This window comes from Citrobacter sp. TBCS-14, from assembly GCF_005280805.1.
Classification (GTDB): domain Bacteria; phylum Pseudomonadota; class Gammaproteobacteria; order Enterobacterales; family Enterobacteriaceae; genus Citrobacter; species Citrobacter gillenii.
Genome location: NZ_SZWM01000164.1, coordinates 721447 through 742155, shown reverse-complemented (window position 1 = coordinate 742155; position 20709 = coordinate 721447). Strand labels below are relative to the sequence as shown.

Below are 20709 nucleotides of genomic sequence, written 5' to 3'. Positions count from 1 at the left end.
TGGGCAAAGATGGATTGCGAGCATCGGTACGTGAAATTATAATAAAAACCGGTTCTGATTTTTATAAAACACTCGTAATGAGGTGATAAATGGCTATCGCAGATCTGGATAAACAACCCGATTCTGTTTCTTCCGTGCTGAAGGTTTTTGGCATTCTGCAGGCGCTGGGTGAAGAGCGCGAAATTGGTATAACCGAATTGTCGCAACGCGTCATGATGTCTAAAAGCACCGTTTATCGCTTTTTACAGACCATGAAAACGCTGGGTTATGTGGCACAGGAAGGTGAGTCTGAGAAATACTCTCTGACCCTGAAACTGTTTGAACTGGGCGCTCGCGCGTTGCAAAACGTCGATCTGATCCGTAGTGCTGATATTCAGATGCGTGAACTGTCGCGTTTAACTAAAGAGACGGTCCACCTCGGTGCGCTGGACGAAGACAGCATTGTCTACATCCATAAAATCGACTCGATGTACAATTTACGCATGTATTCTCGCGTAGGACGTCGTAACCCGTTATACAGCACGGCGATCGGTAAAGTACTGCTGGCATGGCGTGACCGTGACGAAGTAAAACAGATTCTTGAAGGCGTGGAATACAAACGCAGCACCGACCGTACGATCACCAGCACTGATGAGTTGCTGCTGCTGCTGGATAAAGTGCGTGAGCAAGGCTACGGTGAAGACAACGAAGAGCAGGAAGAAGGACTGCGCTGCATCGGCGTTCCGGTCTTTGATCGTTTCGGTGTGGTCATCGCAGGTTTGAGTATTTCATTCCCGACTCTGCGTTTTTCTGAAGAGCGTTTACACGAATATGTCGAAATGCTGCACACGGCTGCGCGAAAAATTTCAGAACAAATGGGTTATAACGATTATCCATTCTGATTTGATTTATACGCAATAGGTCAAAAGCCCCAGGTATTTTGTACCGGGGCTTTTTAAATGAGCAAAATTAATACAAGCCGACACCAATAACAGGTAATTTTCTTGCTTCAATATTAACCGTTATCGACAATGACGGTGCTTTTCCTTAACAGGGGACAGTCCGACAAGCCGATGATACCGCTGCTGGTATGTACGTACTGTGCGGTGCTGGTGCCCCGTGCCGTCAGGTACTTGCATTGCAGACCCAGTCCTGCTGCGTTCTCCTTACTCCCTATCAGCACGCCATAGCCACTCAGTAATAAACCAATCCAAACCAGAGCCAGCAATACAATTGCGCGAATAATCAGACGCATTACAACCTCTTATCTTTTCTCGTTATTATAAGATTAGCTTGTACACTGAATGAAACAAGTGAATCATTCCTAAAAATATTTATGCCGCTAAGGTTAACGTTGGGTTTAGGTAACGCATGATAATTTAGTCGCATAAGATGTGGATTCGGAGAGTGGAGTTGGAGTGAAAAAAATTCGGTGGGTGGTGCTGATCATTGTCGTACTGGTATGCATACTGATGTGGGCGCAGGTGTTCAACATCATGTGCGATCAGGACGTACAATTTTTCAACGGAATTTGTGCCATCAATAAATTTATTCCCTGGTAAGCGCATTTTAGCAACAGTTGATTACCTTCTTGTGCGGCAGTGGTAAACTACGCTGTCTACATTGAGGTGGTAAAATGAACGAAGTTTTGAACTCTGGCGCGCTAAGTTTTGCGTCTTTAGTGGTATCGGTGGTGGTTCTGGTTATCGGGCTTGTACTGTGGTTCTTCATCAATCGGGCAAGCTCACGAACTAATGAGCAGATCGAGTTACTTGAAGCGTTGTTAGATCAACAAAAACGACAGAACGCATTGCTTCGTCGTCTTTGTGAAGCTAACGAACCTGAAAAAGCCGCAGAACCTGCAGTGAAAAACCAGGATGAAGATGAAAGTATCATTCGCCTGGTAGCAGAACGTTAGTCAACTGAAAGACAGGGTGGGCGTCTGATGACGCTGTTCTCAGATATTCCATCCTGTCGTTAAACCTGTCATATCATTTTCTTCTGCGACCTCCACGCGGTTCGCGCGGTGAACTGTCGATAACGTTCTTCCATCAATTCATGTTGGCCGATTAATTCTGTGCCTGTACGTGGTGTTAAATATAATTACCCATACGTTAATAATATGATTATGCCATTTTTGTGATAGTGATCGTTTTTATTATCAGCGAAACGTTTCTCTTACTTTTTTTGTGCTTTGTCATCATTCTTTCATTATTTTTCTGCAAAACCAGAAGACGGATCTCATTTTTACCGTTGTGACAAATTATGCATTACTAAGCATAAAAAATGATATTCAGCACACGGTGCATCAGTGAGTCTGGAACAACCTCACAAGGTGAGCTATGGTAGACATGTCGCGGCTGCTGCGTATGCCAGTCGGGGCAGGGCGGGAGCGGTGAGAATATATCCAGACTCGGTCTGGCGCATAACTGTGCAGTTGTCGTGAGATGAACTTCGGGATTTGTGCGACCGATCGAGACACGTTTAAAAATGGCTTGCCATTATTATCGTTGTATGTGATAACACGTTTTGGGTTAAACGAGGTACAGTTCTGTTTATGTGTGGCATTTTCAGTAAAGAAGTCCTGAGTAAACACGTTGACGTTGAATACCGCTTCTCTGCCGAACCTTATATTAGTGCCTCAAGCAGTAATGTCTCAGTTTTATCTATGTTATGCCTGCGGGCGAAGAAAATACTCTAAGGAATTTTGCAAATGGCAAAGATTAAAGGTCAAGTTAAGTGGTTCAACGAGTCTAAAGGTTTTGGTTTCATTACTCCTGCTGATGGCAGCAAAGATGTGTTCGTACACTTCTCTGCAATCCAGGGTAACGGCTTCAAAACTCTGGCTGAAGGCCAGAACGTTGAGTTCGAAATTCAGGACGGCCAGAAAGGTCCGGCTGCTGTTAACGTAACAGCTATCTGATCGAAACCACTGATTTGAAGCGCTCAGGCGCAGCAATTTCAGATATAAAGCCTCGCATTTGCGGGGCTTTTTAATTCAGATTACGTCAAAGTATTTCAAAATGCCGTCCCATTAGCGCTTTGTTGCAAAGGCGTGATATTCGTAGCATTCTTTTCCCCGCTTTCTGTCGCTAATTCTCGTTAAATCAGTCACCTGAAAAACTATCTTGCTGGAGAACAGGTGAAAAAGAAAAACGACGGCGATGCACGCAATTTTACTCCCGTACGTTTTGCCCTGCTTTGCGCGGCAATTTTATTGAGTCTGGGGCTGCTCCTTGGCAGGGTTGCGTGGTTGCAAATCGTCACGCCGACCAGTCTGGTGAAGCAGGAGGACATGCGCTCATTACGTGAAGTAACGACGGCATCACCGCGTGGAATGATTACCGACAGAGAAGGGCGACCGTTGGCGGTGAGCGTACCGGTTAATGCTGTCTGGGCCGATCCTAAGACGATTATTAGCAAAGGTGGTGTCGGGTATAACGAGCGCTGGCAAGCGTTGGCAAAAACGTTGAATTTGTCGCTTAGCGCACTGGCGGAACGCGTTAATAGTAACCCCGCCGGACGCTTTATCTACCTGGCGCGCCAGATTTCACCCCAACAGGCGCAGTGGGTTGATAATCTGAATCTTCCGGGGATTAATCTTCGCGAAGAGTCCCGTCGTTTCTATCCCGCTGGTCACGTTGCCGCGAATTTGATTGGCTTCACCAATATTGATGGCCAGGGTATTGAAGGGGTAGAGAAAAGCTTCAATAGCCAGTTGATGGGCAAACCCGGCTCGCGGTTGGTGCGTAAAGACAAATTTGGTCATGTGATTGAGAACATCACGGAAGTGATGCCGGTACCCGCACATGAGTTACAGCTCAGTATCGATGAACGCTTGCAGACGGTCACCGAGGATGCGCTGGACAATGCCGTGACGTGGAATAAAGCCGAGTCAGGGGCGGCGGTACTGATCAACATCGCCACTGGGGAAATATTGTCGATGGCGAGTTTCCCGGATTTCAACCCCAATAACCGCGACGGTGCGGTGCTGGACGATTTTCGTAACCGCGCGATCAGCGATACCTTTGAGCCAGGATCTACCGTTAAGCCGTTGGTGCTTATGACTGCCCTGCAACAGGGAATTGTACAGCCCGACAGCGTGATTGATACCCACCCCTTTAATCTTGACGGGCACCGTATTCGCGATGTTGGCTATTATCCTGAGTTGTCGCTGACGGGTATTTTGCAAAAATCGAGCGATACCGGCGTGTCACATTTATCATTAGCTATGCCCATTCAGCGATTGTTGGACACCTACAAGAGCTTTGGTTTTGGCGAACCGACAGGTCTAGGGTTGACTGGCGAAAGCAGCGGCTTAATGCCTCAGAGACGTTACTGGAGCAGTTTGGATCGCGCAACCTTTGCTTTCGGCTACGGATTAATGGTCACGCCGCTACAGTTGGCGCACGTTTACGCCACCATTGGCAGTTTTGGCATCTATCGACCGCTGTCCATCACCCGTATCGATCCGCCGGTAATAGGCCGACGCGTCATGTCTGAGGCGTTAGTTCATCAGGTTGAGCATATGATGGAAAGCGTTGCGCTGCCCGGCGGCGGGGGAACAAAGGCTGCGGTACGAGATTATCGGGTGGCGGTAAAAACCGGGACGGCAAAGAAAATTGGCGATGACGGCAAATATGTCGATAAATACGTGGCATACACGGCGGGCGTGGCTCCGGCAAGCGATCCGAAGTTTGCGCTGGTGGTGGTTATCAACAACCCGCAAAATGGGGCGTATTACGGTGGTGCCGTATCGGCCCCCGTCTTTAGTCAGATAATGGGGGATGTGCTGCGTCTGGAAAACGTTAAACCGGATGGCATGCCCGCTGACTCGGAACACTTGCTGGTAATGCACGGTAATAACGACGTCTCTCCGGCGCTGTAAGTTATTTTCCCTGGGCGCAATTCGCGTTACACTTGCGCCCTGAAGCCATCTGCCGGAGTTGTCATGTTGTTTTCCTGTCCCCTTTGCCATCAGCCTCTTACTCAAGATAACAACAGTTTTGCCTGCCCTGGGCGGCATCAGTTTGATGTGGCGAAAGAAGGGTATGTCAACTTACTGCCTGTTCAACACAAACGCTCACGCGATCCAGGTGACAGTGCGGAAATGATGCAGGCACGTCGGGAATTTCTCGATGCCGGCCACTATCAGCCGCTGCGTGAGGCGATTGTGAATGTTCTCCAGGAAACGTTAACGCCAGGTGACGCGGCGATTCTCGATATCGGCTGTGGGGAAGGGTATTACACGCACGCGTTTGCCGATGCGCTGGCAGGAAGTGTGACCTTTGGTCTGGATGTCTCGAAGGTGGCGATCAAGGCCGCAGCAAGGCGTTATCAGCAGGTGACATTTTGTGTTGCGTCAAGTCATCGACTGCCTTTTGCTGATGCTTCAATGGATGCCATTGTCAGGATCTACGCCCCCTGTAAAGCTCAGGAGCTGGCGCGCGTGGTGAAGCCGGGTGGGTGGGTGATCACGGCCACGCCGGGCCCGCGCCATTTAATGGAGCTGAAAGGGCTGATTTACGATGAGGTGCGTTTGCATGCGCCACACACGGAACAGCTGGAAGGCTTTGCTCTGCAGCAGAGTATCGCGTTGGGCTATCAGATGCAGCTTAGCGGTAGCGAGGCTGTGGCATTGCTGCAAATGACGCCTTTTGCCTGGCGGGCAAAACCGGAAGTCTGGGAAACGCTGGCGGGGAAAACGACATTTGACTGCCAGACAGACTTTAGTATTCATATCTGGCAGCGTGTGAATTAACCGTGGAAATGTGCCCAGAGGATCTGGGCACCGATACCAATTAGCACCACCCCGCCGAGAATTTCAGCACGTTTACCCAGCATGGGGCCGATAAAACGGCCGATCATCATCCCCAGCGTGGACATAATTAGCGTGGCGCAGCCGATAGCCAGCGCGGTGGCAATAATGTTCACCTGCAGGAAAGCCAGACCGACGCCGACGGCCATCGCATCGAGGCTGGTGGCAATGGCGGTGGTCACCAACAGCCAGAAACCGTGGCGACGCTGCGGCTCTTCATCTTCATCACCGTTATCACGGAAACCTTCGATTATCATTCGTCCACCGAGAAAAATCAGCAGGATGAAGGCAATCCAGTGGTTCCACTCGAGTACGAATTTACTCGCCAGCATGCCCATACCCCAACCAATCAGCGGGGTCAGCGTTTCGACAGCGCCGAAAATTAAGCCAGTGCGCAGAGCTTCAGAGAATTTAGGTTTGTGTAGCGTAGCACCTTTACCAATTGATGCGGCGAATGCATCCATCGACATGCCGAAAGCGAGAAGAACAGTAGCGGTGAGATTCATAACAGCGTCCTGACCGGGGTATCCATTAAACACATCACTGCCCCCAGTAACCATGCACGCCCAAACACGCAGTTCAGGAGACATGCATTGCAGTTGATGTGTCTATGGTCTCGCCTGACTGTATGTTTACAGTCCGTACGCGCCACGCCTTGCGACGAGTATGTTGACACGTACATTTCCGGAGTCTGGAAATCGGCTACTCCCCAATGACGGGCGCAACCTTAACATATTTTGAGAATATAAAACAAGAAACGGGGGGATATTATTTGACTTCTAATTGAAAACGATTTTCATTTAGATTTAATTGTCGGTAATGCGTTAAATCAAATAACAAAAAGAGAACGTGAATATAGCCTGTGCTATGTTTGTTTTACGTCAATATACAAATAACATAGTACAGGCTATGTTTCTATATCATTGATTTGATATGAGAAGTTTATATATTCTCTCGAGGTCGTCTATATTTCGTACGCGGATCAGCAATCGCCGATGTTCTAATTGCATCACCAGTACGCCATCTTCCGACAAATTCATCTCTTTAATCCGGCTATATTCCACCCAAACATTGGCGAAGAAAAATCCTTTCTGTTTAAAGATGATTTTTGGTGTGCGGATCCAGAACAAATATATTCCCATCAATATCAGCGCACACAATAACCAGGTAGTGAATTGCGCCCCATGGCTGGTGACGTTGTTGTAGATGAGAATCGCGATCAATCCAATGAAGATAACGCTATCGACACGACTACGGGGCAGCAGGGGAACAGCAAGCAGAGTAGGGCCATTACGGCGGGGCATGATGAACTGATCGTAGATGGCAAACGCCAGCAGCGACAGGATAAAAAGAACCAGCACCAGGTCCGTGATAGTCATGAATCCTTAACCCTCTAAATAGAAAAACCGGGAGCAGAGCCCCCGGTATGGTATAGCAGTCTTACAGGCCGAGCAGGCCGACAGCGTAACCCGCGATACCGATGACGAAGAAGCCAACGATAATCCACAGAGCGTTCACTTTCTTACGCAGCAGCCACATACAGGCGAAGGTCAGCAGCAGCGGTACCAGGCCCGGCATCAGCTGGTCAAGGATGGTCTGCACGGTGGTTACGCGAGTCTGACCATCCTGACCGGTGATGGTGGAAACCACCAGCGGGATGTTCACGTGCGTCCACTTATTCACCAAGGCCCCCATGACAAACAGGCCGAGGATTGACGCCCCCTCAGTCAGTTTCTGTAGGAAGCCGCCGCCCATATCTTTAACGATATCGACACCTTTACGATAACCGTAGGCCACACCGTAGTAGCGTGTTGCCAGACGTACCGCGTTGAACAAGATAAAGAACAACAGTGGGCCTAGCAGGCTGCCACTCATCGCGATACCCGCACCGAGGGCGGCAAATACCGGACGCACGGTACCCCAGAAGATCGGGTCACCTACGCCTGCCAGCGGACCCATCAGACCGACTTTGATACCGTTGATGGCACCATCGTCAATCTCTGCGCCGTTAGCACGCTGTTCTTCCATCGCCAGCGTTACGCCAAGAACCGGTGCCGCAACATAAGGATGGGTGTTAAAGAATTCCAGGTGACGCTTAATAGCCTGCTTACGCGCGTCGTTGTTCTCCGGGTACAAACGGCGAATTGCCGGTATCATGGAGAAGCAAAAACCCAGCGCCTGCATACGTTCGAAGTTCCATGAACCCTGGAACAGGTTAGAACGAAGGAACACGCCACGAATGTCACTCGGAGTGAGTTTTTTCTCGGTGGTAGTTTTAGTCATATCAACCATTTCGCTCACCTGCTAGTCCAGTTCGTTATCAAGGTCATTGTTGCCAGCAGCTTGCGCTGGCGCACCCGCTACGCGGTTATATTTCGGGCTCAGCTGAATGTAGAGGATGGCCATAACTGCGCCAATCACACCCAGTGCAACCAGGTTAAAGTTGGTAAATGCCGCGGTGACGAAACCGAGGTAGAAGAACGGCATCAGGTAGCCTGCGCGCATCATGTTGATGACCATCGCATAACCCACGACGACGATCATACCGCCCGCGATGTTCAGGCCGCCGGTGACCACTTCAGGGATGGCGTTGAGCAGGCCCTGGACTTCACTGGTGCCGACAGAAATCGCCACGATAACCGCAGGGATCGCGATACGCATTGCCTGCAGGAACAGCGAGGACACATGCAGCCAGGAGAGCGCCGTCAAGTTGCCGCTCTCAGCCGCCTTATCCGCAGCGTGCTGGAAGGCGACGGTGATGGTACGAACGATGATAGTCAGAACCTGGCCAGCTGCTGCCAGCGGGATAGCCAGCGCGATACCGGCACCGATGCTTTGGTGACCTGCGATAACCAGAACGGTAGAAATAATTGAGGCCAGTGCGGCATCTGGTGCAACGGCGGCACCGATGTTCATCCAACCCAGCGCGATCATTTCCAGGGTACCACCGATGATAATACCGGTTTTCATGTCCCCGAGAACGGCGCCAATCAGCGTACAGGCCACCAACGGACGGTGGAACTGAAATTCATCGAGTACCGACTCCATACCCGCGATACATGCGACGATGAACACCAGCACAATCTGAAGAGTGGTAATCTCCATTGTACTTCTCCTATTGCTATACAGACTTAAGTGTGAAAACTAAGTAAATGCCAGCGGGTTATTTCGCTTTGGCAATCAAATCCATCATTTTCAGTTTCTGATCGGTAGAAACCTTACGGGCTTCGAGTTCAATGCCGCGTGCGTTGAGTTTCTTGAAGGCTTCGATGTCTTTTTCATCAACGGAAATCGCGTTGTTAACCTGCGTTTTACCCTGACGGAAAGCCATGCCACCAATGTTTACCGAGGTGATTTTTACGCCACCTTCCACGACACGTTCAACATCGGTCGGGTTGGTGAACAGCAGCATCACACGATCGCCTGCATATTTCGGGTTGTTGTAGACGCGGATCATTTTCGCGACATCCACCACGTGCGCCGTTACGCCTGGAGGCGCAACCTGCGTCAACAGCGTTTTACGCACCGTATCTGCGGCAACTTCATCGCTGACGACGATAATGCGCGTGACGTTGGTTTCTTTGGTCCAGCGGGTGGCTACCTGACCGTGGATTAAGCGGTCATCGATGCGTGCGAGGCCGATGTGCATATAATCGTTCGGACCCATCGGTTTAGCCGGTGCCGCTGCTTTTGCTGCAGCAACTGGGGCCGGAGCGGCTTTTTCTACCGGTTTTGCTTTCAGCGCTTTCACGCCTTCGCTACTGGTTTCTACTGCCAGTGCGACTAATTCATCAAAGCTTGGGTTGTCATCACGCGCCATAAAGGTTTCGACCAGCATGGGAATGTTCACGCCAGCGATCACTTCGTAATGCTCTTTGTCGACGACAATGCGGCTCGCAGCGTTGAACGGGCTGCCTCCCCATGTATCAACGAGAAATAGCACGCCTTTACTGGTATCGAGTTTTGCCAACTGAGCGTTGTACTTTTCGATCAGCGTTTCAGCATTTTCGCCTGGAACGAAATCGATCCAGCCGACGTTTTCCTGCTCGCCTAACAGCATTTCTGCTGTTTTAAGTAACTGCTCTGCAGCCCAACCATGTGTGCCTATTACAATAGCAATGGTCACTTGCTACCTCCTTTATTATCGTTAACACATCGACAACGAGATGTATTTTGAATCGTCGTCCGCAAGCGAATCGATTCAGATAAGGGTTACAATGAAAAACCTATGATTTTCGTGAATTATTTTAGATATCGAAAAAAATAATTTATGTGATGAAGATCCGTAATTTAACTTCCGATTAAAAGAAATTTCGAAGAGTAAAATATCTCCGACACAACTTATTGCAAAGGAAGGTAAATCTTTGCTAAAAACCGGTTGTGTCTGTTATGTTTAGCATATATTTAATTAATCAGGAGTATAGGGCAGTAGCCCACCGTATGGATCGTCACCGACGTCATTTCACCTCGAGGCCGCTTAGCGCCTGTCAGTTTGGCACTTTTTGCCACACACTTTATCTGCATATTGCTTCAACGCCTGAGATGTCCAGGGCGCAGTTTAGCCATTCTTTGAGCAGGAGCTTGTCATGGAATTCTTAATGGACCCGCAGATTTGGGTGGGTTTGCTCACGCTTGTTGTTCTCGAAATTGTTCTGGGTATTGATAACCTGGTCTTTATTGCGATTCTGGCCGATAAGCTGCCGCCTAAACAGCGGGATAAAGCGCGTCTGATCGGGTTGTCGCTGGCGCTGATTATGCGTTTGGCACTGCTGTCCGTGATCTCGTGGATGGTGACGCTGACGAAACCGCTGTTCACGGTGATGGACTATTCGTTCTCGGGGCGTGACCTGATTATGCTGCTGGGAGGTATCTTCCTGTTGTTCAAGGCTACCACCGAACTGCATGAGCGGCTGGAAAACCGTGAGCATGATACCGGCCAGTCAAAAGGCTATGCGAGCTTTTGGGTTGTCGTGACGCAGATTGTGATCCTCGATGCGGTCTTCTCTCTGGATGCGGTGATTACAGCCGTCGGTATGGTGAACCACCTGCCGGTAATGATGGCGGCGGTGGTGATTGCGATGGCGGTGATGCTGCTGGCGTCCAAGCCACTGACGCGATTCGTGAACCAACATCCGACGGTCGTGGTGCTGTGTCTGAGCTTCTTGTTGATGATCGGTTTGAGCCTGGTAGCCGAAGGGTTTGGCTTCCACATTCCGAAAGGTTATCTGTACGCTGCGATCGGCTTCTCGATTATTATCGAACTGTTTAACCAGATTGCTCGTCGTAACTTTATTCGCCACCAGTCGACGCTGCCGCTGCGTGCACGTACCGCCGAGGCCATTGTGCGCCTGATGGGCGGTAAACGTCAGGCCGGTGTGCAGATGGAGTCTGACAACCCGGTGCCGGTACCCGTTCCGGAAGGGGCATTTGTTGAAGAAGAACGCTATATGATCAACGGCGTGCTGTCGCTGGCCTCACGTTCTTTGCGCGGCATTATGACGCCGCGTGGCGAAATCAGCTGGGTGGATGCAGATCTGAGCGTGGCAGAAATTCGTGAACAGCTGCTCTCTTCCCCACACAGCCTGTTCCCGGTGTGTCGTGGTGAACTGGACGAAATTATCGGTATCGTGCGGGCAAAAGAACTGTTAGTGGCCCTCGAAGACGGCGTAGATGTGGCAGCAATTGCCTCAGCGTCACCGGCCATCGTGGTCCCAGAAACGCTGGATCCGATTAATCTGTTGGGCGTGTTGCGTCGTGCCCGGGGCAGCTTCGTTATCGTTACCAACGAATTTGGCGTTGTTCAGGGTCTGGTGACCCCGCTGGATGTTCTGGAAGCCATTGCCGGTGAGTTCCCGGATGCTGATGAAACACCGGAAATCATCGCCGATGCGGGTGGCTGGCTGGTTAAAGGCGGCACCGATCTGCACGCTCTGCAGCAGGCGCTTGACGTTGATACGCTGGTGGACGAAGACGAAGACATTGCGACGGTGGCGGGGCTGGTTATCGCGGCTAACGGTCACATTCCGCGTGTTGGCGATGTGATTGAGGTTGCACCGCTAAGCATCACCATTGTCGAAGCGAACGACTATCGTGTGGATCTCGTTCGTATTGTTAAAGAGCAATCCGCTCACCACGAAGACGAATAATTTGACCTACCGAAACGGCATAGCAGGCATGATATGCCCGTTATGCCGGGCGGGTGGTGGTGTACTACTGCCCGCCAGCCATTGAGGAAAATCGCGCAGCGGCATCGGCTTGGCATACAGAAATCCCTGCAATACATTCACGCCATGTCGCCGTAAATGCTGGGCCTGCGCCTGTGTTTCAACCCCTTCAGCTACCAGTTCAATATTCAGTTTTTTCCCCAGTGCGATGATGATGTCAGTAACGGTCGAATTGACGGCATCAGTCCCGATCGCAGAGGTAAAGGATTTATCAATCTTCAGTACATCCGGGCGCAACTTTTCCAGCCACGAGAGCGAGCTGTTGCCGGTACCGAAATCGTCAATGGCCAGTTTTACCCCCAGCCGGTGAAGTTCATGCACCAGTCGATAATCGACATCCAGCAGCGCGTCGCGCTCGGTCAATTCAATCACCAGTTGCTGGATGGGATGCTGACTGAACCAGTACTGATTAAGGTCTTTTAACAACATACCGTCACGAAAATGGCTGGCGGCGACGTTGATACCAATATGAAACTGGCTGCTCATTGGGAAAACGTGCCGTTGCTGAATGGTTTCTGCGATGACGTGACGAGTCAGGGGGACAATCAGATTGTGCTCTTCCGCGATAGGGATGAACACTTCAGGTGAAATCCAGCCTTGGCGCGGGTTATTCCAGCGTAAGAGAATTTCAACGCCCGTACACTGCTGGGTGCTGGCGTTCAGTAGTGGCTGGCAAAATAGCTCAAACTCCCGCTCGGCGAGGGCCAGATTAATCTCCCAGGAAAAACTCATTCTGTTAGCGGTCGCCAGCCAGGCCAGATACCCCACTAATAAGCTGAGCATGACCGCTAACGGTAACTGGGTGGGCAGGTGTCTTAACGCCAGTTCGCTGGCTCCTGGTCCGCTAACGCTGATGGCAAAGGGGAAATGTTGTGATGAAAGTTGGTAGCGTTGTTCGCCGTCACTCTCTGGTAGCTTGTCGACGACGCCTTGTCCGTACAGCAGATGCCGCTTACCGATGGTTAAACTGGCATGTGTAATTTGCGGAGGCTGTGGTTCAAGCAGCATGCCCGACAATAATTCAATATTGACGATCTCCAGCACCCCATCTTCGCCATTGGCAGACGACGGATACCACTGCGTCAGAATAGGGCTGCCCTTAATGAGCGAATGATCGGTGGATAACAGTAGCTGCGGTTCGCGGCTGGGCAATTCAGGTTGCAGCTGCTTGATGGGCACATTGCGATAGCCAAAAATACTCGAACAATAGAGGATGCCACCCTGAACCAGGTTAATAGAGCGCACAGTTTGCAGTCTGGCGGCGTGCTTGCTCAGGGCTAAGCGCGCCACCGAGCAGGGCAGGCCAATTAACGGCAGCAGCACATCACGTCCGGTCCGCAACGGCAGCAGGATATCATCCAGCTCTTCTACAGCATGGTTAGCGAACGTGACGGTGGAGTGATGATTTAAATTACGCTCCGAAATAAATCGGACAGATAATGTAAGAATGAGCGTCAGTAGTGCACAAACTGTGCAGACGATTAAGCGATTACGGCGATAATTTTTGATGATCCGTTGTGCTGTTTGCATGCGGGCCGCCCGATAAGCCGTTGGTCACAGAAGCCAACAGCAACAGAGCAAGTGTAGTGGGGAAAATTACCGTAGACGAGGGAGGGGAAGCAAATTCGCCCATCCGTCGCAGATGGGCGAAAATTAAGTATTAGTCACACTGAACTTTGATCGCCAGGCCACCGCGGGAGGTTTCGCGGTATTTGGCGTTCATGTCCTTGCCGGTTTCGTACATGGTCTCGATGACTTTATCCAGTGAGACGCGCGGGGCGCTGGTACGACGCATGGCCATACGTGCCGCGTTGATCGCCTTCACGGAAGCAATGGCGTTACGCTCAATGCACGGCACCTGGACCTGTCCGGCAACCGGATCGCAGGTTAAGCCGAGGTTGTGTTCCATACCGATTTCGGCAGCCACACATACCTGCTCCGGGCTCGCACCCAGTAACTCTGCCAGACCTGCTGCGGCCATAGAACATGCCACACCGACTTCGCCCTGGCAGCCCACTTCTGCGCCAGAGATAGAGGCATTCATTTTGTACAGCGCGCCAATTGCACCGGCCGCCAGGAAATAGCGGGTATAGATATCCGGGCTGACGGGCTCAATGAAGTGATCGTAATAAGCCAGAACCGCAGGCACGATGCCGCAAGCACCGTTGGTCGGCGCTGTCACAACGCGACCGCCCGCGGCGTTCTCTTCGTTTACGGCCAGCGCAAACATGTTCACCCAGTCGATCACGTTCATCGGATCGTTGGAGAGTTTGTCGCTGGAGACCAGCATACGACGCAGGGCAGAGGCACGACGAGGCACGCGCAGCGGCCCCGGCAGAATGCCTTCGGTGTTCATCCCACGATCGATACAGGCCTGCATGGTTTGCCAGACGTTACCAAAATACTCTTCAATTTCTTTTTTGCTGTGCAGCGCAAGTTCGTTCTGCATCACCATGCCAGAAAGCGACAGACCGGTGCTGTTGCAGTACTCCAGCATTTCAGCGGCAGATTTGAACGGATAAGGTACGCTGACCTCATTCGCCGCGTCCTGACCAAAGTGTTCTTCATCAACGATGAAACCACCGCCAATGGAATAATATGTTTTGCTGTAAACAACGGTGTCACCGTTGTAGGCATGAATTTGCATACCGTTTTCATGCAGCGACAGGTTGCTGTTGCGAAAACGCATGCCGTCGTTTTGCGGGAAGTCGACTTCGTGTTGGCCCTGCGCAAGCAGCAGGCGTCCACGCGTTTCTACATCGCGAATAAATCCGGGAATGCTGTCGATGTCCACGGTCGCAGGCTCATAGCCTGCCAGACCCATAATAATGGCGATATCGGTGTGGTGACCTTTACCCGTGAGCGACAGTGAACCATACACGTCGACGGCGACACGAGTAACGTTGTCCAGTAATCCTTTTTCGACCAGGTCATCGACGAACTGTTTACCCGCCTTCATAGGCCCTACGGTATGGGAAGATGAGGGACCGATCCCCACCTTAAACATGTCGAATAGACTAATCACGATAATACTCCTACAGGGCGACTGGGCTTTCCAGTAACGATGTTATAACTGCGCATAGTGTAAGAGGGAACGCGGCGATCGGCTTAACTATTCACATGAATTAAACTAATAGATAACCGCGGTTTTACTAATGTTGTGACCGGCGTTTCAGGTTGTGTCTGCGGTGCGTAAAGATAAGTATAGTCAGGGCTTCACGCCAATTTGCAGCGCCAGCTCACGAATTATCCCGGCGGTCATTCCCCAGACGAAATAATGCTCATACCAGGAAAGCCAGACGCGATGCGAGTCACCCCGGCGGTAGATATCTAAGGGGTGATAACGACCCAGATGCAACGCCTGCGCCAGCGGCATTTCGAATACTGCAGAGACTTCATCTTCACTTGCACGATAGGGCAGATTAGGTGGGATAATACCCACCACTGGCGTGACCTGAAAACCGGTGACGCTATCCACCGGCGGCAGGACGCCAATCACCTCAACGCACGAAGGGGGAATGGCCACTTCCTCCTCGGCTTCTCGTAGCGCGGCGGCAACCAGCGACGCGTCGCTGCTGTCTACAGCTCCGCCCGGGAAGGCAACCTGTCCGGCGTGTTTACGCAAATGCACCGAGCGTTGGGTTAACAGCAATCCCGGCTGTGGGCGGCGAACGACCGGGATCAGCACGGCGGCCTGGCGCTGGTTTAACGCTTCATGATTGACCTGCGGGCGCAGGAGAAGAAAGCGCGATAAAAAGTCATCAAGCGTCAGGCTGCTGTTTTCCACGGTTCAGTTCTCCAGTTGGTGCAAAATACGGTTCACTTTATCAAACGTTTCCTGATATTCAGCGTCTTCCTGACTGTCCGCAACAACCCCACCGCCAGCCGAACAGTAAAGCTGTCCGTCGGTGGCCGTCAGGGTGCGGATGGTAATACTGGTATCCATATTGCCGCAAAAGCTCAGATAGCCGACGCTGCCGCACCAGGCGTTACGTCTGTGCGGTTCCAGTTCGTCAATAATTTCCATCGCCCGCACCTTTGGCGCGCCGGTAATGGAACCACCAGGGAAGGCGGCGCGCAGCAGATCCGTGGCGTGCAGCGATTCCGGCAAACGCGCCGTAATGGTGCTGACCAGATGGTGCACGGCAGGGAAGGGTTCGACAACAAACAGTTCGGGAACCTTGACCGAACCCGGCACGGCAACGCGACCAATGTCGTTACGCATCAGATCCACGATCATCAGGTTTTCAGCACGATCTTTAGGTGAGTTTGCCAGTCTTTGCGCCTGCTGACGATCTGCATCTGGCGAGTCCAGTCGCGGCAGGGTGCCCTTGATGGGACGCGTCTGGATCTGCCGATTTTCCAACTGAATAAACCGCTCTGGCGACAGGCTGAGGATTGCGCCTTCCTCAAGGCGGATAAACGCACTGAACGGGGCGCGGTTGGCCTGGTTGAGTCGCTCAAAGGCGAGCCACTCATCCCCCTGATACTGCGCCTGAAAACGCTGGGCAAGGTTGACCTGATAGCAGTCCCCGCTGTGCAGATAGCGCTGTACCTGGCGAAACTTTTCGCCGTACTGCGCGCGGCTCATATTGGATTGCCACGCTGACGTTAACATAAAAGGCTCACGTGTTGGCGCGCGCTGGCTTTCCAGCCAGTGGCGGCGGGCCTGCACATCACCGTGGCTGAGCAGCGACACGGTTTGCCGCTGGTGGTCGACAATCAGTGCCCAATCGTAAATGCCAACCGCCATATCCGGCAGGGTGATATCACGTTCAGCGACATTTGGCAGCGCTTCGAAGCGTCGGCCCAAATCGTAGCCAAACANATTTGGCAGCGCTTCGAAGCGTCGGCCCAAATCGTAGCCAAACAGGCCCAGCGCCCCTCCCTGGAAGGGAAGAACGGGATTATAATCGGGCCGTATTGCCAGTGAAGTTAGCGCCGAGCGTAACACCGTCATCGGGTCATCAGGCGTGTGCGTGATTCCGTCTTTGTCATGCACTGCGGTGTCTGCATCTCGCGTGACCAGCGTCATCACAGGATCGGCGACCAGAATATCAAAGCGATTATGCGGGTGGTCGGCGTGCCCCGAATGTAGCAGCATCGCCCACGGCAGATGGCTTAAGGTCGAGAAATAGCGTTCAGCGGCGTCCTGACGCCAGGGTAATGTAATTACTGCGGGAGATAACGTTTTCATCAGTCCTGACTCGTTACTACTTTACTGGCTTACTGCCCGGTAGCATGGGATAATTAGCGCAGACAATCTAGCAGGAGTTAACAATGTTTGCAGGTTTACCTTCACTCAGTCATGAACAGCAGCAAAAAGCGGTCGAGCGTATTCACGAACTGATGTCACAGGGGATGAGCAGCGGCGAAGCGATCACTCAGGTCGCGGCTGAAATTCGCGCCACTCATACCGGCGAACGGATCGTGGCGCGTTTTGAAGACGAGGACGAAGACGAGTAACGCCCGTTACACCGCGGCGATAATCTTGATCTCGACTTTGTATTTCGGGTTCATCAACCCGGCCTGCACGGTACAACGCACGGGCGCGTGACCGGCAACGACCCACGCGTCCCAGGCTTTGTTCATGGCGGCGAAGTCGCTTTTGTCCGTCAGGAAAATGGTCGCGTCAAGAATACGTGACTTGTTGCTGCCCTGTTTTTCCAGCACCGCATCAATTTGTGCCAGCGTGTTGGCCGTTTGTTCAAACGCGTCAGCATCCAGGTTTTCCGGTACGCCGGTGTAATACAACGTGTTGTTGTGAATCACCACGTCTGACCAACGATCCTCGGCATCAATGCGCACGATAGTCATAAATTATTCCTCATTTACGTTTTTATTTAATCGGTTTCTGCTGGCGACAAGACTGCCATAATGTTGTGCCCTCGTCACCTCTTCAACTGGCGAAAGACCCGCTGGCCTGACATAATCCCTGTTCAAATGAACAGGGGGTAGTGTGACGGACGATTTTGCAGCAGACGGTCAATTGGCTAAAGCGATACCGGGTTTTAAACCGCGTGAACCACAGCGACAGATGGCCGTCGCCGTCTCGCATGCCATTGAAAAATCACAGCCGCTTGTCGTCGAAGCCGGGACCGGGACCGGGAAAACTTACGCCTACCTTGCGCCTGCACTGCGCGCCGGTAAGAAAGTGATCATTTCTACCGGATCGAAAGCGCTGCAGGATCAACTCTACAGCCGCGATCTCCCTACCGTGGCAAAAGCGCTGAAATTTACCGGCAAACTGGCGTTGCTGAAGGGGCGTTCTAACTACCTGTGTCTGGAACGCCTTGAACAACAGGCGCTGGCGGGCGGTGACCTGCCGGTGCAAACCTTAAGCGACGTGATCCTGCTGCGCTCGTGGTCGAATCAAACCGTTGATGGCGATATCAGCACCTGCGTCAGCGTGGCGGAAGACTCGCACGCATGGCCGCTGGTGACCAGTACCAACGACAACTGTCTGGGCAGCGACTGCCCACTGTATAAAGACTGTTTTGTCGTTAAAGCGCGTAAAAAAGCCATGGATGCCGATGTGGTGGTAGTTAACCATCATCTGTTTCTCGCTGATATGGTGGTGAAAGAGAGCGGGTTCGGGGAGCTGATCCCGGAGGCAGACGTGATGATCTTCGATGAAGCCCATCAGCTACCGGATATCGCCAGCCAGTATTTTGGTCAGTCGCTTTCCAGCCGCCAACTGCTCGATCTGGCCAAAGACATTACCATTGCCTATCGCACCGAGCTAAAAGATACCCAGCAACTACAAAAGTGCGCTGACCGTCTGGCGCAAAGCGCGCAGGATTTCCGCCTGCAACTGGGCGAGCCGGGCTATCGCGGTAACCTGCGTGAACTGCTGGCCGATCAGCGCGTCCAGCGGGCATTTTTGCTGCTCGATGACACGCTGGAACTGTGCTACGACGTAGCGAAGCTGTCGCTCGGACGTTCAGCGCTGCTGGATGCCGCATTCGAGCGCGCCACGCTGTATCGCGCCCGCTTGAAACGCCTGAAGGAGATCAACCAACCGGGATTCAGCTACTGGTATGAATGCACTTCACGGCATTTTACGCTGGCGCTGACGCCACTCACCGTAGCGGATAAATTCAAAGAGGTGATGGACCAAAAGCCGGGCTGCTGGATTTTTACTTCCGCTACGCTGTCGGTCAACGACGATCTCCGCCACTTTACCGCGCGACTGGGCATTGAACAGGCTGAATCAATGTTGTTGCCGAGCCCCTTTGACTACACGCGACAGGCGCTGCTGTGCGTGCCGCGCAATCTCCCGCAAACTAACCAGCCGGGGGCGGCGCGTCAGCTGGCCGCCATGTTGCGCCCCATTATTGAAGCTAACAATGGGCGCTGCTTTATGCTGTGTACCTCGCACGCAATGATGCGCGACCTGGCGGAACAGTTTCGTGCCACCATGACGCTCCCGGTTCTGCTGCAGGGGGAGACCAGCAAAGGGCAGCTATTGCAGCAGTTTGTCAGTGCGGGCAATGCCCTGCTGGTGGCGACCAGCAGCTTTTGGGAAGGTGTGGACGTACGAGGTGACACGCTATCGCTGGTTATTATCGACAAGCTGCCGTTTACCTCGCCGGACGATCCGCTGTTAAAAGCGCGTATGGAAGACTGCCGGCTGCGCGGCGGCGATCCGTTTGACGAAGTCCAGCTCCCGGATGCTGTGATCACGCTTAAGCAGGGGGTGGGGCGCTTGATTCGTGACGCTGACGATCGCGGCGTCCTGGTGATTTGTGATAACCGGCTGGTCATGCGACCTTACGGTGCGACATTCCTTGCCAGCCTGCCACCGGCACCCCGCACGCGTGACATTGCCCGCGCGGTTCGCTTTCTTGCCATACCAACGACTGAGTAATTTGTTACAGACTGTGCTAAGATACGCGCCAAATTTATTGATCTGATCACGAAGACCCATGCGAATTCTGGCTATCGATACCGCCACAGAGGCGTGCTCTGTCGCCCTGTGGAATGACGGTAATATCACATCTCATTTCGAGCTTTGCCCTCGAGAGCATACCCAACGCATCCTGCCGCTGGTTCAGGATATCCTGACTGCTGGCAATGTCACATTAACGGATATCGACGCTCTGGCGTTTGGCCGAGGTCCCGGTAGTTTCACCGGCGTGCGTATTGGTATTGGTATTGCTCAGGGGTTGGCGTTAGGGGCGGACTTGCCAATGATCGGCGTGTCCACGCTGGCAACTATGGCGCAGGGGGCCTGGCGCAAAAACGGCGCAACGCGCGTGCTGGCCGCAATTGATGCGCGCATGGGTGAAGTCTACTGGGCCGAATACCAGCGTGATGAGAACGGTATCTGGCACGGCGAAGACACCGAAGCGGTATTAACTCCGGAACAGGTTCATGAGCGACTGCTGCAGCTTTCCGGTGACTGGGTAACGGTCGGCACGGGCTGGCCTGCATGGCCTGAACTCGGTAAAGACAGTGGCCTGATGCTACGCGATGGCGACGTTTTGCTTCCGGCGGCTGAGGATATGTTGCCTCTCGCCACCCAACTGTTCGCCTCTGGAAAGACGGTAGCGGTTGAACATGCTGAACCGGTTTATTTACGTAACACCGTGGCGTGGAAGAAACTTCCCGGAAAAGAATGAATCTTAGTAGTACATCCCCCGATGCTTTCAAACGGGCTCAACGCGATGAATGCGCAGCAGTTTG

General features: G+C 52.3%; 22 protein-coding genes and 1 riboswitch. Of the genes, 11 read left to right on the top strand and 11 right to left on the bottom strand.

The genetic code is table 11. From position 1 onward, the window contains the following. Positions 1-89 precede the first annotated feature (89 nt). Positions 90-881: a DNA-binding transcriptional regulator KdgR gene (kdgR, locus tag FDX22_RS07230; RefSeq protein WP_096756701.1), complete on the top strand. Its 792-nt coding sequence runs from the start codon at positions 90-92 to the stop codon at positions 879-881. Between the two features lie 113 nt (positions 882-994). On the opposite strand, the gene FDX22_RS07225 is transcribed toward kdgR, so the two are convergent. Then, positions 995-1234 carry a YobH family protein gene (locus tag FDX22_RS07225; RefSeq protein WP_096756702.1) on the bottom strand — a complete coding sequence of 80 codons (240 nt, stop codon included), beginning with the start codon at positions 1232-1234 and terminating at the stop codon, positions 995-997. Positions 1235-1397: 163 nt separating this feature from the next. Between FDX22_RS07225 and mgrB the strand changes: the two genes are divergently transcribed. From mgrB to rlmA, 6 genes are all read left to right on the top strand, one after another. After that, entirely contained in the window at positions 1398-1541 is a 144-nt protein-coding gene (mgrB, locus tag FDX22_RS07220; protein WP_115258239.1) for a PhoP/PhoQ regulator MgrB, read from the top strand. A gap of 74 nt (positions 1542-1615) precedes the next feature. Beyond that, a complete protein-coding gene (locus FDX22_RS07215; RefSeq protein ID WP_117342933.1) occupies positions 1616-1897 on the top strand; it encodes a YebO family protein in 282 nt (93 codons plus the stop codon). Positions 1898-2536: 639 nt separating this feature from the next. Further along, positions 2537-2680, top strand: a complete 144-nt coding sequence (locus FDX22_RS07210) for a DUF2627 domain-containing protein (RefSeq protein WP_003034983.1) — start codon at positions 2537-2539, stop codon at positions 2678-2680. A gap of 12 nt (positions 2681-2692) precedes the next feature. Continuing rightward, on the top strand, positions 2693-2902 hold the full coding sequence (cspE, locus tag FDX22_RS07205; RefSeq protein WP_001062678.1) for a transcription antiterminator/RNA stability regulator CspE: 210 nt from the start codon (positions 2693-2695) through the stop codon (positions 2900-2902). Between the two features lie 219 nt (positions 2903-3121). Further along, a complete protein-coding gene (ftsI, locus tag FDX22_RS07200) occupies positions 3122-4867 on the top strand; it encodes a peptidoglycan glycosyltransferase FtsI (RefSeq protein ID WP_096756705.1) in 1746 nt (581 codons plus the stop codon). 63 nt (positions 4868-4930) lie between these two features. Continuing rightward, positions 4931-5740, top strand: coding sequence for a 23S rRNA (guanine(745)-N(1))-methyltransferase (gene rlmA / locus FDX22_RS07195; protein WP_146716928.1), 810 nt, complete (start codon positions 4931-4933; stop codon positions 5738-5740). Here the strand turns inward: rlmA and mntP are convergent. The 5 genes from mntP to manX form a co-directional block, all read right to left on the bottom strand. Further along, on the bottom strand, positions 5737-6303 hold the full coding sequence (mntP, locus tag FDX22_RS07190; RefSeq protein ID WP_020996621.1) for a manganese efflux pump MntP: 567 nt from the start codon (positions 6301-6303) through the stop codon (positions 5737-5739). The genes rlmA and mntP overlap by 4 nt on opposite strands. A 116-nt stretch (positions 6304-6419) precedes the next feature. Then, a riboswitch (yybP-ykoY riboswitch) is annotated at positions 6420-6520 on the bottom strand. Positions 6521-6717: 197 nt separating this feature from the next. Further along, positions 6718-7176: a DUF986 family protein gene (locus FDX22_RS07185; RefSeq protein ID WP_115258242.1), complete on the bottom strand. Its 459-nt coding sequence runs from the start codon at positions 7174-7176 to the stop codon at positions 6718-6720. A 61-nt stretch (positions 7177-7237) separates the two neighbouring features. Beyond that, positions 7238-8089, bottom strand: coding sequence for a PTS mannose transporter subunit IID (locus tag FDX22_RS07180; RefSeq protein WP_096756708.1), 852 nt, complete (start codon positions 8087-8089; stop codon positions 7238-7240). 12 nt (positions 8090-8101) lie between these two features. Further along, positions 8102-8902 carry a PTS mannose/fructose/sorbose transporter subunit IIC gene (locus FDX22_RS07175; protein WP_096756709.1) on the bottom strand — a complete coding sequence of 267 codons (801 nt, stop codon included), beginning with the start codon at positions 8900-8902 and terminating at the stop codon, positions 8102-8104. Between the two features lie 58 nt (positions 8903-8960). Then, positions 8961-9923, bottom strand: a complete 963-nt coding sequence (manX, locus tag FDX22_RS07170; protein ID WP_146716927.1) for a PTS mannose transporter subunit IIAB — start codon at positions 9921-9923, stop codon at positions 8961-8963. Positions 9924-10383: 460 nt separating this feature from the next. Between manX and yoaE the strand changes: the two genes are divergently transcribed. Beyond that, complete coding sequence (gene yoaE, locus FDX22_RS07165; RefSeq protein ID WP_096756712.1) at positions 10384-11943, top strand: CNNM family cation transport protein YoaE; 1560 nt, start codon at positions 10384-10386, stop codon at positions 11941-11943. Positions 11944-11949: 6 nt separating this feature from the next. On the opposite strand, the gene FDX22_RS07160 is transcribed toward yoaE, so the two are convergent. The 4 genes from FDX22_RS07160 to pabB all read right to left on the bottom strand — a co-directional run bounded on the left by FDX22_RS07160 (position 11950) and on the right by pabB (position 17218). Then, positions 11950-13551, bottom strand: a complete 1602-nt coding sequence (locus FDX22_RS07160; RefSeq protein WP_115258244.1) for an EAL domain-containing protein — start codon at positions 13549-13551, stop codon at positions 11950-11952. Positions 13552-13681: 130 nt separating this feature from the next. Then, complete coding sequence (sdaA, locus tag FDX22_RS07155; protein ID WP_096756714.1) at positions 13682-15046, bottom strand: L-serine ammonia-lyase; 1365 nt, start codon at positions 15044-15046, stop codon at positions 13682-13684. A gap of 183 nt (positions 15047-15229) precedes the next feature. Continuing rightward, positions 15230-15808 carry a CoA pyrophosphatase gene (locus FDX22_RS07150; protein WP_117342931.1) on the bottom strand — a complete coding sequence of 193 codons (579 nt, stop codon included), beginning with the start codon at positions 15806-15808 and terminating at the stop codon, positions 15230-15232. A gap of 3 nt (positions 15809-15811) precedes the next feature. Further along, positions 15812-17218 carry an aminodeoxychorismate synthase component 1 gene (gene pabB, locus FDX22_RS07145; RefSeq protein ID WP_186805282.1) on the bottom strand — a complete coding sequence of 469 codons (1407 nt, stop codon included), beginning with the start codon at positions 17216-17218 and terminating at the stop codon, positions 15812-15814. An 83-nt stretch (positions 17219-17301) separates the two neighbouring features. On the opposite strand from pabB, the gene FDX22_RS07140 reads away from it, so the two are divergent. Further along, a complete protein-coding gene (locus FDX22_RS07140) occupies positions 17302-17487 on the top strand; it encodes a YoaH family protein (protein WP_096756717.1) in 186 nt (61 codons plus the stop codon). 6 nt (positions 17488-17493) lie between these two features. Here FDX22_RS07140 and FDX22_RS07135 read toward each other — a convergent pair whose 3' ends face one another. Next, positions 17494-17838 (bottom strand): RidA family protein, encoded by a 345-nt coding sequence (locus FDX22_RS07135; RefSeq protein ID WP_096756718.1) that lies wholly within the window; start codon positions 17836-17838, stop codon positions 17494-17496. Positions 17839-17980: 142 nt separating this feature from the next. On the opposite strand from FDX22_RS07135, the gene FDX22_RS07130 reads away from it, so the two are divergent. Next, positions 17981-19891, top strand: coding sequence for an ATP-dependent DNA helicase (locus FDX22_RS07130; RefSeq protein ID WP_096756719.1), 1911 nt, complete (start codon positions 17981-17983; stop codon positions 19889-19891). Positions 19892-19949: 58 nt separating this feature from the next. After that, a complete protein-coding gene (gene tsaB / locus FDX22_RS07125) occupies positions 19950-20645 on the top strand; it encodes a tRNA (adenosine(37)-N6)-threonylcarbamoyltransferase complex dimerization subunit type 1 TsaB (RefSeq protein ID WP_146716925.1) in 696 nt (231 codons plus the stop codon). Positions 20646-20709 lie beyond the last annotated feature (64 nt).

What these genes read in the sequence shown, in the direction of transcription:
- kdgR (WP_096756701.1), top strand. Translation starts at nt 90, where the DNA reads ATGGCTATCGCAGATCTGGATAAACAACCCGATTCTGTTTCTTCCGTG.
- FDX22_RS07225 (WP_096756702.1), bottom strand. Translation starts at nt 1,234, where the DNA reads ATGCGTCTGATTATTCGCGCAATTGTATTGCTGGCTCTGGTTTGGATT.
- FDX22_RS07215 (WP_117342933.1), top strand. Translation starts at nt 1,616, where the DNA reads ATGAACGAAGTTTTGAACTCTGGCGCGCTAAGTTTTGCGTCTTTAGTG.
- FDX22_RS07210 (WP_003034983.1), top strand. Translation starts at nt 2,537, where the DNA reads ATGTGTGGCATTTTCAGTAAAGAAGTCCTGAGTAAACACGTTGACGTT.
- cspE (WP_001062678.1), top strand. Translation starts at nt 2,693, where the DNA reads ATGGCAAAGATTAAAGGTCAAGTTAAGTGGTTCAACGAGTCTAAAGGT.
- rlmA (WP_146716928.1), top strand. Translation starts at nt 4,931, where the DNA reads ATGTTGTTTTCCTGTCCCCTTTGCCATCAGCCTCTTACTCAAGATAAC.
- mntP (WP_020996621.1), bottom strand. Translation starts at nt 6,303, where the DNA reads ATGAATCTCACCGCTACTGTTCTTCTCGCTTTCGGCATGTCGATGGAT.
- FDX22_RS07185 (WP_115258242.1), bottom strand. Translation starts at nt 7,176, where the DNA reads ATGACTATCACGGACCTGGTGCTGGTTCTTTTTATCCTGTCGCTGCTG.
- FDX22_RS07180 (WP_096756708.1), bottom strand. Translation starts at nt 8,089, where the DNA reads ATGGTTGATATGACTAAAACTACCACCGAGAAAAAACTCACTCCGAGT.
- FDX22_RS07175 (WP_096756709.1), bottom strand. Translation starts at nt 8,902, where the DNA reads ATGGAGATTACCACTCTTCAGATTGTGCTGGTGTTCATCGTCGCATGT.
- yoaE (WP_096756712.1), top strand. Translation starts at nt 10,384, where the DNA reads ATGGAATTCTTAATGGACCCGCAGATTTGGGTGGGTTTGCTCACGCTT.
- FDX22_RS07160 (WP_115258244.1), bottom strand. Translation starts at nt 13,551, where the DNA reads ATGCAAACAGCACAACGGATCATCAAAAATTATCGCCGTAATCGCTTA.
- FDX22_RS07140 (WP_096756717.1), top strand. Translation starts at nt 17,302, where the DNA reads ATGTTTGCAGGTTTACCTTCACTCAGTCATGAACAGCAGCAAAAAGCG.
- FDX22_RS07135 (WP_096756718.1), bottom strand. Translation starts at nt 17,838, where the DNA reads ATGACTATCGTGCGCATTGATGCCGAGGATCGTTGGTCAGACGTGGTG.
- tsaB (WP_146716925.1), top strand. Translation starts at nt 19,950, where the DNA reads ATGCGAATTCTGGCTATCGATACCGCCACAGAGGCGTGCTCTGTCGCC.